12 protein-coding genes are annotated in these 13,443 nt (G+C 59.3%); 2 read left to right on the top strand and 10 right to left on the bottom strand.

Annotated elements, in window-relative coordinates:
* Positions 1–42 precede the first annotated feature (42 nt).
* From PSUM_RS21880 to PSUM_RS21845, 8 genes are all read right to left on the bottom strand, one after another.
* On the bottom strand, positions 43–1,401 hold the full coding sequence (locus PSUM_RS21880; protein ID WP_083349989.1) for an LLM class flavin-dependent oxidoreductase: 1,359 nt from the start codon (positions 1,399–1,401) through the stop codon (positions 43–45).
* Positions 1,401–2,594 carry an SfnB family sulfur acquisition oxidoreductase gene (locus PSUM_RS21875; protein ID WP_020795816.1) on the bottom strand — a complete coding sequence of 398 codons (1,194 nt, stop codon included), beginning with the start codon at positions 2,592–2,594 and terminating at the stop codon, positions 1,401–1,403. The genes PSUM_RS21880 and PSUM_RS21875 overlap by 1 nt, the downstream gene beginning before the upstream one ends.
* Positions 2,595–2,632: 38 nt before the next feature.
* On the bottom strand, positions 2,633–3,874 hold the full coding sequence (locus PSUM_RS21870) for an SfnB family sulfur acquisition oxidoreductase (RefSeq protein ID WP_033042113.1): 1,242 nt from the start codon (positions 3,872–3,874) through the stop codon (positions 2,633–2,635).
* A 220-nt stretch (positions 3,875–4,094) separates the two neighbouring features.
* Positions 4,095–4,853 (bottom strand): hypothetical protein, encoded by a 759-nt coding sequence (locus PSUM_RS21865; RefSeq protein ID WP_020795813.1) that lies wholly within the window; start codon positions 4,851–4,853, stop codon positions 4,095–4,097.
* A gap of 458 nt (positions 4,854–5,311) precedes the next feature.
* On the bottom strand, positions 5,312–6,067 hold the full coding sequence (gene tcyN / locus PSUM_RS21860) for an L-cystine ABC transporter ATP-binding protein TcyN (protein WP_020795812.1): 756 nt from the start codon (positions 6,065–6,067) through the stop codon (positions 5,312–5,314).
* Positions 6,068–6,071: 4 nt separating this feature from the next.
* The gene (gene tcyL / locus PSUM_RS21855; RefSeq protein WP_020795811.1) at positions 6,072–6,737 is read right to left on the bottom strand and encodes a cystine ABC transporter permease; all 666 of its coding nucleotides are present in this window, start codon (positions 6,735–6,737) and stop codon (positions 6,072–6,074) included.
* On the bottom strand, positions 6,737–7,537 hold the full coding sequence (gene tcyJ / locus PSUM_RS21850; RefSeq protein ID WP_020795810.1) for a cystine ABC transporter substrate-binding protein: 801 nt from the start codon (positions 7,535–7,537) through the stop codon (positions 6,737–6,739). Before tcyJ ends, tcyL begins: the two co-directional genes overlap by 1 nt.
* A 259-nt stretch (positions 7,538–7,796) precedes the next feature.
* Complete coding sequence (locus PSUM_RS21845; protein ID WP_020795808.1) at positions 7,797–8,789, bottom strand: D-cysteine desulfhydrase; 993 nt, start codon at positions 8,787–8,789, stop codon at positions 7,797–7,799.
* A gap of 190 nt (positions 8,790–8,979) precedes the next feature.
* Between PSUM_RS21845 and epsC the strand changes: the two genes are divergently transcribed.
* On the top strand, positions 8,980–9,906 hold the full coding sequence (epsC, locus tag PSUM_RS21840) for a serine O-acetyltransferase EpsC (protein ID WP_020795807.1): 927 nt from the start codon (positions 8,980–8,982) through the stop codon (positions 9,904–9,906).
* 415 nt (positions 9,907–10,321) lie between these two features.
* Positions 10,322–12,277 carry a choline transporter BetT gene (gene betT, locus PSUM_RS21835; protein ID WP_168759123.1) on the top strand — a complete coding sequence of 652 codons (1,956 nt, stop codon included), beginning with the start codon at positions 10,322–10,324 and terminating at the stop codon, positions 12,275–12,277.
* An 8-nt stretch (positions 12,278–12,285) separates the two neighbouring features.
* On the opposite strand, the gene PSUM_RS21830 is transcribed toward betT, so the two are convergent.
* Together PSUM_RS21830 and PSUM_RS21825 are read right to left on the bottom strand one after the other, a co-directional pair.
* On the bottom strand, positions 12,286–12,546 hold the full coding sequence (locus tag PSUM_RS21830) for a hypothetical protein (protein ID WP_020795805.1): 261 nt from the start codon (positions 12,544–12,546) through the stop codon (positions 12,286–12,288).
* A 106-nt stretch (positions 12,547–12,652) separates the two neighbouring features.
* Positions 12,653–13,393, bottom strand: coding sequence for an SDR family oxidoreductase (locus tag PSUM_RS21825; RefSeq protein ID WP_020795804.1), 741 nt, complete (start codon positions 13,391–13,393; stop codon positions 12,653–12,655).
* Positions 13,394–13,443: the final 50 nt, after the last annotated feature.

The following is a 13,443-nucleotide window of genomic DNA, read 5'->3' as shown; positions in this document are numbered from 1 at the left end:
CTGCATTCCCACGCAGAGCGTGGGAACGATCAGTTACAAGGGTTAGTGTCGGTAGTGAGATCCGGTGTGTTGCTCAGGCAAATGCGCCCCTTCGTGAAACAGCTTTTCGCGCAAGCTGCCCCTGTCGTAAGCAGTCTTGTACGACCCACGCCGTTGCAACTCCGGGATCACCAGCTCAATGAAATCCACATAGCTTTCCGGTGTGACGATGCGCGTCAGGTTGAAGCCGTCCAGGCCGGTTTCGGCGATCCACGATTCCAGCTCATCGGCCACTTGCCCGGGCGAGCCGACCACGGTGATGTAGCGGCCACCCAGGGCGTGTTGCTCCAGCAATTTGCGCCGGGTCCAGTCGTTGTTCTGCAGGTTTTTGGTCGCCGACTGGATCGCGTTGCTCTTGACGTACTGGATCGGTTCGTCGATGCCATACTCGGAAAAATCGATGCCGGTGGAGGCCGAAAAATGCGCCACGCCGGCCTCGGCGCTGGCGTAGCTCAGGTATTCGGCGTGCTTGGCCCAAGCGAGTTCTTCATTTGCGCCGACGATCACGTTCAAGCCCATGAACACTTTGATGTCCTCAGGGTTGCGCCCGGCCTCGACGGCGCTGGCGCGAACCTTGTCCACCTGGACCTTGGTCGACGGTTTGTTCTGGCCGCTGATGAACACGCACTCGGCGTGGCGCCCGGCGAACAGCAAACCGCGATCGGAACTACCCGCCTGGAATAGCACCGGGGTGCGCTGCGGTGACGGCTCGCACAGGTGATAACCCTCCACCTGATAGAACTCGCCCTTGTGTTCGACCTTGTGTACTTTTTCAGGCGCAGCGTAGATGCGCTGCTGCGGATCGTTGAGTACCGCGCCGTTTTCCCAACTGCCTTCCCAGAGTTTGTAGAGCACCTCCAGGTATTCATCGGCCTGGTCGTAGCGGCGGTCATGCTCGACTTGTTCGTTCAGGCCCATGGCCTTGGCCGCGCTGTCGAGGTAACCGGTGACGATGTTCCAACCGACTCGACCGCGACTCAGATGATCCAGCGTCGACATGCGCCGGGCGAACAGGTACGGCGGTTCGTAGGTGAGGTTGGCGGTGAGGCCGAAGCCAAGGTTTTTCGTCACCGCAGCCATCGCCGAAACCAGCAGCAACGGGTCGTTGACCGGCAGCTGGATCGACTCTTTGAGCGGCACGTCCACCGAGTTCTGGTACACGTCATAGACGCCGACGATATCCGCGATGAATAAGCCGTCGAACAACCCGCGTTCCAGCACCTGTGCCAGTTCGGTCCAGTATTCGATCGTCTTGTACTGGGTCGAGGTGTCCCGTGGATGCGTCCACAAGCCATGGTTGATGTGCCCGATGCAGTTCATGTTGAACGCGTTGAGCAGGATCTTCTTTTTCGCCTCGGCCATCAGATGGTCCCCCGCAGTGGCGGGTTTTCATCGTTGAGGTAGTAGTTGCCGACTGCGTGATATTTCCAGCGCACCGGGTCGTGCAGGGTATGCACCCGGGCGTTGCGCCAATGGCGATCCAGACCGTGCTCGATCAGGGTGGCCTGGCTGCCGGCCAATTCGAACAAGGTGGTGCCGGCGGCGAGGGAAATTTCAGTGCTGATGGCGCGAGCCTCGGCGACCGCAATCGACGCGGCAGCGACGCTCTCGGCATGAGTATCGGCCTGGGCCTTGTCGAGCAATTCACCAGCGCGCTCAAGCAAGGCTTCGGCAGCGTGCAGACGAATGCTCAAATGGCCGAAACTCTTGAGGGTCAGTGGGTCGTCGCTGGCTTTTTCATGGGTGGCGTCGATCCATGGCCGGGTTTTGGTGCGCACGAAATGCAGCGCGTCTTCATAGGCCGCGCGGGCGATGCCGGTGTCGATGGCGGCATGGAGAATCTGCGCCAGCGGGCCGACCGGTGTCGGCCGCTCGAAGGCGGTCTGGAACGGGATCACGTCTTCGGCGGCCACAAAGACTTCTTCGAACACCACCGAGCCGCTACCGGTGGTGCGCTGGCCGAAGCCGCTCCAGTCGTCGATCACCGTCAGGCCCTTGCTGTTGCGCGGGACAAAAGCCAGTTGCTGCACGCCGTTTTCATCGATCACCGAGGTCGGGATGCGCTGGGCGTAGATCGCGCCGGTGGCGTAGAACTTTCGACCGTTGATGCGATAGCCATCGCCATCGCGTGTCAGACGGGTGACGCGATCATGGGCGGTTTTTGTCCCCAGCTCTGCCAGTGCATTACCAAAGCGCTGGCCGGCCAGTACTTCGGCGTACAGGCGCTTTTTCTGCGCTTCGCTGCCATTCACGCGTAGCACTTCCAGCGCATAGAAGTGGTTCTGCGGGATTTGCCCGAGGGAACCATCCGCTTGGGCGATCAGTGCGATGACCTTGGCCAGGGTGACGTTGGAAACGCCCGCGCCGCCATACGCCTTCGGCACGCTGATGCCCCACAGGCCCGAGCGGGAGAACACCTCCAGCTCGGGGTGTGGCAAGCGACGTTCACGGTCGCGCAGGGCGCTGTCGCGTTTGAAATCTTCGGCCAGATCGCTGGCGACGATCAGGGCTTGCTCATCGCTGGTGATGACTGCGACGTGTTGAGAAAGGGTCATGTGTTTCTCCAGAGCTCTGGTAAAAAAGTGTCTGGCCGTCAAATCCAGGAATGCCGAGCCGGCAACGCGCCGTTCAGGTAATAGGCGCCAACCGCGTGGTATTTCCAGCGCACCGGGTCATGCAGGGTGTGCACCCGGGCGTTGCGCCAATGGCGGTCGAGGTTGAACTCGGCAAGGGTGGCGCGGCTGCCGGCCAGCTCGAACAGCTTTTCACTGGCCAGCAACGAGATTTCGGTGGTCAACACTTTGGCTTCGGCGACGGCAATCGAAGCGCGGGCAGCGGACTCAGCGGTGAGCGGTGCGGCGCTCACCTGGTCGAGCACCTGCCCGGCCTTGCGCAGCAGCGCTTCGGCGGCGTGCAGTTCGATTTTCAGCTTGCCGATATCGGCGATGACGTACAGGTCATCGCTGGCCCGTTCAACGTTGGCGTCAACCCATGGCCGGGCGCGGGTTTTCACGAACTTGATGGCGTCATCAATCGCGCCCCGGGCGATGCCGGCATCGATGGCCGCCTGGATCAGTTGCGAAACCGCGCCCTGAGTATTGGGCTTTTCATTGATCTTCCAGTTATCCACCACCAGCTCGGCGTCGACTCGCACGTTGTTGAGCAAAATGGTGCCGCTGGCGGTGGTGCGCTGGCCAAAACCGGACCAGTCATCGACGATGCGCAACCCCGGTGTACCGCGACGAACGAAGGCCAGCACTTGCTTGCCGTCGTCATTGAGCGCCTTGACCGCGACCCAGTGCGCGAACAGCGCGCCGGTGGAATAAAACTTCTGGCCGTTGAGGACAAAACCGTCGCCATCGGCAGTGATGCGCGCCTTGAGTTCAAGGGTGTTTTTAGCGCCACGTTCCGGTCCGGCATTACCAATGCGCCAGCCTTCGAGCACGCTTTTGAACAGCTGTTTTTTCTGCGCTTCGGTAGCGCTGCCGAGTATCAGGTTCAGGATGCCGAACTGGTTCTGCGGAATCTGCCCCAAGGCCGGGTCCGCCGCGGAAATGATCGCGAACACCTCGGCGAGGGTGACGAAGGAAACCTCTGGACCACCGTACTCGCGGGGAATGGCAATGCTGCCCAGGCCGCTTCGAGTGAATTGTTCGATTTCCGACCACGGCAACTTGCGTTGCTGGTCGCGCCTGGCCGCCTGCAAGAGAGCGACTTGCGCCAGTTCATGGGCGGCCTTGATGGCTTGGGCGTCGTTGCGCAGCACTTGCGCGGGCAACAACAATGGGGCGATGTCCAGGTCACTCTGGACGATTGCATCAGCCAGACTGGACATCAGTGCCACTCCTTGGCTACACGCAATGCCCTGGCGATCTGCACTGGGGTGATTGTGTTCCGGACCATACCTACCTCACATCTCATGAAAACGCCGCGGGGTGCGGCGAACGAAAACAAGAATGTCCGGTGGTCCGGTGTATATACCCTAATATTGTATAAATTATTTTAAAACTAACTTTTAGGAATATGCATAGAAGGTCCCAAGATCGCAGCCATCGCTAGCGATGTTCCGCGGCCTGGAGGTGATCGCTCTTCGGCTCCTTGAGGTAGGGATTGGCACAACCAATCTTCAATGTCCGTGCGGGTGCCCAGCGAGAATTGTTGCCTACGCGATCGAGGATGCAGTAAGTCACTTCAAGTCGCAGGTCTTCGCCGGCTTCCAGAATGATCGCCGGAGGCACCCAGACCTGAACCGGCTGGCCCACATCGCGTTCCTTGAGTGGGGGCAAATCCATGCGGGCATCGCCCCATCGCAAGGTAATTTCGTCATCGGCGGCCATGTTCACATAGGGCTCGATGGTCACCGGCACGCCACGCTTGATCTGGTTAGGGTTCACTCCCTGGCGTCGAATTGTCCCGGGAATGTTTACCGGGGCCAGGCTCTGATTTTCGTCACCACTGAACGCAGATACCTGCCCGCCCGGACACTCGAGTTTGGACTGCACGCGCTGGGCGGGGGATACGATCGGTGCTTGTCCTATCTGCATGATTCGATAGTGGACGTATGAAGAGCCGCTAGCGATAAAACTCTCGGGTACCCGTAGCTGGACGGGTTGGCCAATCTCGTTGGCCGTCAGGACCCTGGAAGCGACGAAGCAGTTGTCCCAGAACAGTTCGATCAGGTCGCCTTCGTCCATCGCGGGGTAGGGCGGCACCTCGATCAGCAAGTGCGTCGCCGAGGCGAGGTTGATCCCTACCTTGTGCGATTGCGCGAGAGTCGGGGCGGCAAGTCCTGTTTTAGTTGAGGTGCTTTTCATGGAAGTCTCCTTGATGTTTTGCAATGAAGTCCGTTTGGGGAAAACAAAACGTGAATTCGAACAGCAAAACCGTTCATTACTTTGAGTTTAAATAATGACTGGGCGCGAGCGGTGCCGCTGGAAAGAGACTAGATAAGAGTTAGCTAGAGTAAGTGTCAATAGAGTGGGTTGGTTAAAAGGGATGTCTGGCGTTATTCAGAATTATCCTACGCTTTGAAGTTAATAAACTGTCCAGATACGTCGAATATACTTGCCAAGGGCGCCATCTTTTGAGGGTTGGTGTTGCTTGGGCGGTGGTCGAGAATCAGTCATTAAACTGTTGCGCTATACATATATGTATCGAGTGCACTGACAAAATATGCTTGTCGCGCACAGGTATATAAATATTCTAAGGATTGGGTTTTGTGGCAGGAAGGTGTCACTTCCATCCATGGAAGTTGACAAGTGTTACGAGGGATTTAATGGTGTGCGTTGTTCAGGAACTTGCTGAGAAACTGTTTCGTGCGCTCTTCCTTGGGGTTGGCAAACAATGCCTTGGCCTCGCCTTGTTCGACGATCACACCCTTGTCAAAAAACACCACGCGATTGGCCACGTCACGGGCGAAAGCCATTTCGTGGGTGACGATGACCATGGTGCGGTTCTCGTCGGCCAGGCCGCGGATGGTCGCCAGCACTTCACCCACAAGCTCCGGGTCGAGTGCCGAGGTCGGTTCGTCGAACAGAATCACTTCCGGTTCCATCGCCAGCGCGCGGGCAATCGCCACGCGCTGTTGCTGACCACCGGAAAGGCGGCGCGGGTAGGCGTCCTCCTTGCCTGCCAGGCCGACCTTGGCCAACAGCTTTTTACCCAGGGCAACGGCGTCGGCGTGCGGGATCTTCTTGACGATGATCGGGCCTTCGATAACGTTTTCCAGGGCTGTGCGGTGGGGGAACAGGTTGAAGTTCTGAAACACGAAGCCCACGTGCTGGCGCAAACGGCGCACCAGGCTCTGTTGCTGGTTCAATGGGCGGCTGGTATCGACTTCGATGTCGCCGACCTTGATCCGGCCGCTGGTGGGTGCTTCGAGGAAGTTCAGGCAACGCAGGAAGGTGGTCTTGCCCGAGCCGCTTGGCCCGATGATTGCCACCACCTCACCTTCCTTCACTTGCAGATCGATGCCGTTGAGCACGACTTGACCCTTGAACTGCTTTGTCAGTTTTTCCACGACAATCATGGGGTCAGGACTCCTGGTCGTGCCGATTGACCCGTGCTTCCAACTGGTTCTGCAGGTGCGATAGCACCGTGGCCAGGACCCAGTAGATCAGCGCGGCGGCAAGGTACATGGTGAACACTTCGAAGGTGCGTGCGGTAATCAGCTGCGCCTGGCGGAACAGCTCCGGCACTTGGATGGTAGCGGCCAGCGCGGTGTCCTTGACCAGCGAGATAAAGCTGTTGCCCAGTGGCGGCAATGCGGTACGCATCGCTTGCGGCAGGATGGCCCGGCGCAATGTTTGCGCACGGGTCATGCCGATACTGGCAGCGGCTTCCCACTGCCCGCGTTCAATCGAACCGATCGCGGCGCGCAGGATTTCGCAGGCGTAGGCCGCCATGTTCAGCGAGAAGCCGATCAGGGCCGCGGGCAGTGGATCGAGTTCCATGCCCAATTGCGGCAAGCCGTAATAGATCACGAACAGTTGCACCAGCAACGGCGTGCCGCGAAAGAACGACACGTAGATGCGGGCCAGCCAGTTGACCGATTTGAAGCGCGACAGGCGCATCAACGCCAGACCGAACCCCATCACCAGGCCGAAGAACATTCCGCCCAGGCTGAGGATGACCGTGTAATACGCGCCCTTGAGCAGAAAGGGCGCGGAATCCAGTGCGAGTTGGAAAGCAGCTTCCATTATTTGGTGACGTCAGCTTGGAAGTACTTTTCCGAGATCTTGGCCAGGGTACCGTCGGCACGCAACTCGTCGAGAGCCTTGTTCACGGCAGCCAGCAGTTCCGGCTCGCCTTTGCGCAGGGCAATACCGGCTTCCTGGCGGGAGAACGCCTGGCCGGCAGCGACGGTTTTCGGTGCTTTCTTGGCGTATTCAAGCGCGGCGAGGCGGTCAATCAGGATGGCGTCTGTACGACCGTTGTTGAGGTCGGCGAACTTGGTCGGATCATCGTCGTAGGTGCGCACGTCGGCGCCTGGTACGTTGGCTCTTACCCACTGTTCGTAGTTGGTGCCAAGGCCCACGCCGACTTTCTTGCCGGACAGGTCAGCGGCGCTCTTGATGTTCAGCGCGGCTTCCTTGTCCTTCAGCACCAACGCCTGGATACCGGAAACGGTGTATGGCTCGGAGAAGTCATACTTCTTCTTGCGTTCGTCGGAGATGGTCACCTGGTTGACCACTATGTCCAAGCGCTTGGATTCGAGAGCGGCGAGAATGCCGTCCCACTTGGTTGGCTGAATCTTGGCCTTGACGCCCAGCTTCTGGGCCAGGGCTTCGGAGAGCTCGACCTCGAAACCCGAAAGCTTGCCGTTTTCATCGACGAAGCTGAACGGAGGATAAGTACCTTCCAGGCCGACGTTGATCACGCCTTTATCCTTGATCTGTTTCAGTTGCTCACCGGCCCATGCCTGGCCGATCAGGCCGGCGCTCAGCGCCAGACCTAGCGAACCCACCAGCAGATTTCGACGTAGTGCGGAAAAATTCATGACAAGCCCCTGTGTTTTCTTATGGAAGACGCTTAAGGAAAGTTGGCAAAATCGGGATTTGGACGACTGCGATATCCTGCCTTAAAGCAGCGCACGCGTCTCGTTACAAATTCGCCTGGGGCGTGACTATATGATGGCGCTTTTAGATTAGAAAATAATAAATTCTATTTTTATTATTTCTTAAGGGAATATGTGTTGCCCGGGAAGATCGCAGCCTTCGGCAGCACCTACAGAGGCTGCGATCTTTGATCTTGGCTCTTTACAGAAAGCTTGTATAGGCGAACAACGCTGGCGCTCCACCAGTGTGCAGGAAGATGATCGGCCCTTCATTGAAACGCTGGCGCCCGATCCCGTCCAACAACCCCGCCATGGCCTTGCCCGTGTAGACCGGGTCCAGCAGCAGGCCTTCCTGACCAGCCACCAGCTTCACCGCTGCCAACGTCCCGGCATTGGGCTCGCCATAGCGCGGTGCGAAGTATTCATCCCACAACTCAACCTTGAAGCTCGCCGGCAATGGCATCTCCAGCAACTCGGCGGTACGCTCGGCCAGGCCCTGGACTTTTGGCCGCTGATCTTCATCGCTGCGAGAAACGGTGACGCCGATGACTGGCAAATCCGGCAACGCTTCACTCAACGCCAGTGCCAGGCCACTGTGTGTCCCGGCACTGCCCGAGGCCAGGACGACGGCGGCGAAATTCAACCCGGTGTCCTTGATCTGCTCGGCCAGTTCCAGCCCGGCTCGTACATACCCCAAGGCACCCAGCGCATTCGAGCCACCGATCGGCACCAGGTACGGCTTCTTGCCGTTGCTGCGCAGACGGTTGGCCAAGGCTTGCAGTTGCTCATCGGCGTTATCCAGGTTCTCTACCAACTCAACCTTGGCATCGAACAGGTCCAGCAACAGCCGATTGCCGTTGCCGACGTAGTTGGCGTCGTCGGTGCCCAGCGGGTTTTCCAACAGGGCCACGCAACCCAGGCCCAGCTTGGCGGCAATGGCCGCGGTCTGGCGCACATGGTTGGACTGCAGAGCCCCGGCAGTGATCAATGTATCGGCGCCTTGGGCCAAGGCGTCGGCTGCCAGGAATTCAAGTTTGCGCAACTTGTTGCCGCCCATCGCCAGTGGCGTCAGGTCATCGCGTTTGACGTAGATGTCGCGACCCAGCCAGGCCGACAGGCGTTCGAGTTTTTCCAGGGCGGTGGGCTGACCGAGCAGGTCGAGACGATTAAAGCGGGCAAGCTGTTGTTTGATCATGGGTCCGTACTGGCGGTGGAAGGTCTCTGGACTATAGGCACGCCACTTTGTCGGGGCAACCGCCAATCGCTTATAGCCGTTTGTGCTTATCACAGCACAATTGGTTCTTAATTTGGCTTGCGGGCCTTGCCGTAAAGTAATCGCCGTTAGTGCGGCCAGACAGTCCGGCCGCCCGTGAGGAGTTTTTACCGTGAGTGAACGTTCCAGCCATTGGCAATTGCAAACCATCGTCAGCCAACTGCGCACGGCACGTGAGCAGTGGCGTGCACAAAACGGCCGCGCCAGCGGTGAGCAGGGTGGTCGCGAATTGCCGTCACGGGCGGCCATGGCGGATATTCTCGAAGCGCTCTGCGGTGCGCTGTTCCCGATGCGCCTGGGACCGGTGGACTTGCGCGAAGAGAGTGAAGATTTCTACGTCGGCCACACCCTTGATGTGGCGTTAAATGCGTTGCTGGCCCAGGCGCGGCTTGAATTGCGCTACGCCGCACGGCACAGCGCCAAGGTCGACACTGAGGTCGAGGCTAAAACCATCCAGATCATCCAGGACTTCGCCCTCGCGTTGCCGGGGCTGCGCAGTCTGTTGGACACCGACGTCCTGGCGGCCTATCACGGCGACCCGGCGGCGCGTAGCGTCGACGAAGTGTTGCTGTGCTATCCCGGTATTCTGGCGGTGATTCACCATCGCCTCGCGCACCATCTGTATCGCGCCGGGCTGCCGTTGCTGGCACGGATCAGCGCGGAAATCGCCCACTCGGCCACCGGCATCGACATTCACCCGGGCGCGCAGATCGGCCGCAGTTTCTTTATCGACCATGGAACCGGCGTGGTGATCGGCGAGACCGCGATCATCGGCGAGCGGGTGCGGATCTATCAGGCGGTGACCTTGGGGGCCAAGCGTTTTCCCGCGGACGAAGACGGCCAGTTGCAGAAGGGCCAGGCACGGCATCCGATCGTCGAGGATGACGTGGTGATTTACGCCGGCGCGACGATTCTGGGGCGGATCACCATCGGCAAGGGCTCGACCATTGGCGGTAATGTCTGGCTGACCCGCAGCGTACCGGCAGGCAGTAACCTGACCCAGGCGAATTTGCAGCTTGATGACGGGGCGCAGAAGTAAGTCCTGAGACCTCCGCTGCTCGATATGCCGCCTTCGCGAGCAAGCCCGCTCCCACATTAGATGCGTACCTGCCTGGCAACTCGGTCTAATGTGGGAGCGGGCTTGCTCGCGAATGGTTTCAAGGCGAACCCTGGTAATGGCGTCCAGCAATTTTGCGGTGGGCCAATCCTCCAAAATCCGCGTAATACACCTCCTTGAGCTAGTGTTCAACCACGACCGCCGAACCTTGCGATTAGTCCTTAGCACCCTATTCATGTTTAACTTGAACGTTCATTCAAGTTAAACCGGTGGTTCGCTGCCCGCTCACAACAGGAGGCTTGCCTTTGCTGAGTCCGATTTCTACAGCCACGTCCAACCCCGTCGAGGTGCACCTTCAATGAGTGCATCGTCCATTCCCCCAAGCGGCCTGGTCCGCATGAATCCGCCGGTTTTCTACTTCGCGGCAACCTTCATTCTGTTGTTCGGTGTCGTGGTCATGGCCATGCCCGAACAGGCCGGCGCCTGGTTGCTGGCGGCGCAAAACTGGGCAGCCAACACCGTTGGCTGGTACTACATGCTGGCGATGACCCTGTATCTGGTCTTCGTGGTGGTCACCGCGTTATCGGGCTACGGCAAGATCAAACTCGGTGCCGACCACGACGAGCCCGAATTCAGTTATCTGTCCTGGGCCGGCATGCTGTTCGCTGCCGGAATCAGCATCACGCTGTTTTTCTTCTGCGTGTCCGAGCCCCTGACCCATATGCTGCAACCGCCTCAGGGCGAGGCGGGCACCGCGGATGCGGCGCGGCAGGCGATGCAGATCCTGTTTCTGCACTGGGGCCTGCATGGCTGGGGCGTGTTCGCCTTTGTCGGCATGGCGCTGGCCTACTTCGCCTACCGACATAACCTGCCGCTGGCCTTGCGCTCGGCGCTGTACCCGCTGATCGGCAAGCGCATCAATGGCCCCATTGGCTACGCGGTGGACGGCTTCGGCATTATCGCCACAGTCTTCGGTCTCGGCGCCGACATGGGCTTTGGCGTGTTGCACCTCAATTCGGGTCTGGACTACCTGTTTGGCATCGCTCACACGCAGTGGATTCAGGTCGGGCTGATCACGCTGATGATGGGCGCGGCGATCATCGTGGCGGTGTCCGGTGTCGACAAGGGTGTGCGAGTGATGTCCGACATCAACATGCTGCTGGCCTGCGCGCTGCTGCTGTTCGTGTTGTTCGCCGGGCCGACCCAGCACTTGCTCAATACCCTGATCCAGAACATTGGCGATTACCTTGGCGCCTTGCCGATGAAGAGTTTTGATCTCTACGCCTACGACAAGCCCAGCGACTGGTTGGGTGGCTGGACGGTGTTCTACTGGGCTTGGTGGATCGCGTGGTCGCCGTTCGTGGGCCTGTTCATTGCGCGGATCTCCCGTGGCCGGACCATCCGTGAGTTTGTCTTCGGTGTATTGCTGATTCCGCTGGGTTTCACCCTGGCGTGGATGTCGATCTTCGGCAACAGTGCCATCGACCAAGTGCTCAACCACGGCATGTCGGCGTTGGGCATGTCGGCCATCGACAACCCGTCGATGACCCTCTACCTGCTGCTGGAAACCTACCCGTGGAGCAAAACCGTGATTGCGGTCACGGTGTTCATCAGCTTCGTGTTCTTCGTCACCTCCGCCGATTCCGGCACCGTGGTGTTGTCGACGCTGTCCGCCAAGGGCGGCAACCCCGATGAAGACGGACCGAAATGGCTGCGGGTGTTCTGGGGCGCGATGACCGCGCTGGTGACCAGCGCGTTGCTGTTCTCCGGCAGCATTGATGCATTGAAGTCAGCCGTGGTCCTGACTTCATTGCCGTTCTCGCTGATTTTGCTGTTGATGATGTGGGGGCTGCATAAAGCGTTTTACCTGGAGTCGCAGAAGCAGATTGCACAAATGCATTCCCTGGCGCCGGTGTCCGGCTCGCGGCGTGGTGGCTGGCGGCAGCGCTTGAGCCAGGCGGTGCATTTCCCGTCGCGGGATGAGGTCTATCGCTTCCTCGATTCGACGGTGCGCCCGGCCATCGAAGAGGTGTCGGCGGTGTTTATCGAAAAGGGCCTGAGCGTCGTGACTCATCCCGAACCGGTCAACGACAGCGTCAGCCTGGAAATCGGTCACGGCGACGAACACCCGTTCATCTACCAGGTACAAATGCGCGGCTACTTTACGCCGTCGTTTGCCCGGGGCGGCATGGGCTCCAAGCAGCTCAACAATCGTCGCTATTACCGGGCTGAAGTGCATCTGAGCGAGGGTAGCCAGAATTACGATCTGGTGGGCTACACCAAGGAGCAGATCATCAACGACATCCTCGATCAGTACGAGCGGCACATGCAGTTCTTGCACCTGGTGCGTTGAGCGGCTCTTCAGGTCTCGGTGGTCAACACCATGAACAACACCAGCGCCGCCACCGGGATACCGAACACGGCGCTGCCAACCATCACCTCCGTGCCTAATGGCTGGCGGGCATGCACGATGCCCACCGCGCCATTGATCAGCGTCAGGGCCAGCCACAGCACGATAAAGCTGTAGGCGAGCACTTGGCGGGGGAAGCCGATTTTTTCGCCGATGTACAACATCAAGGCAAGCAGGATCAGCCCGAACGTGATGATGATGGTGGTGTGCATGGTGTTTGCCCCCCTTCAGGTGTGTGCTGCCACAAGATTCACCGCGATCCCTGTGGGAGCGAGCCTGCTCGCGAATGGTGTCGCTGCGGTTTTAGTGTGAGCATAGTTAAACCAGCCCGCCATTCACCCGCAGAATCTGCCCATTGACCCACGCCGCCTCCGGCCCGACCAGGAACGTCACGACACGGGCAATATCCTCTGGTTGCCCTAGGCGCTCCAGCGGCGCCATTTTGGCGAAATTCTGGATCTGCTCTTCGCTCTTTCCATGCAGGAACAAATCGGTCGCCACCGGCCCCGGTGCCACGGCATTGACCGTGATATTGCGCCCGCGCATCTCCTTGGCAAATACCTGGGTCAAAGATTCCACCGCGGCCTTGCTGGCGATGTACACGGCGTAGCCCGGCAGATTCAGGCCGACGGTACTGCTGGAAAAATTGATGATCTTCCCGCCGCTATTCAAGCGTGTGGCCGCTTCGCGCAGGGTGTTGAAGGTGCCGCGCGCATGGATGTTGAAGTTCTGTTCGAACAATTCGTCGCTGTGCTGCGCCAGGGGCATGACCTTGAGGATACCGGCGTTATTCACCAATACGTCGACCTTGCCCAACTGGGCTTCGGTCTCGTCGAACATCCGGCGCACGTCATCCGCACTGGCCACGTCGGCCTTGATCGCTATGGCTTGATGTCCGGCCTGACGCAACTCTACAACCAGTCTTGAAGCTTCGCTGGCGCTGCTGGCGTAGTTGATGGCGACCGCGAATCCTTCGCTGGCCAGTTGCCTGGCAATGACCGCACCGATGCCGCGGGAGGCGCCAGTCACGAGGGCCACCCTGGAAGTTTGAGTAATCATGCGATGCTCCTGTTGATGGGGTGTGGAGCCAATTTCACATGTTTACCCAA

Origin of the sequence: Pseudomonas umsongensis, from assembly GCF_002236105.1 — a bacterium.
Taxonomy (GTDB): Bacteria; Pseudomonadota; Gammaproteobacteria; order Pseudomonadales; family Pseudomonadaceae; genus Aquipseudomonas; species Aquipseudomonas umsongensis.
This window is presented reverse-complemented; position numbering and strand designations above follow the sequence as displayed.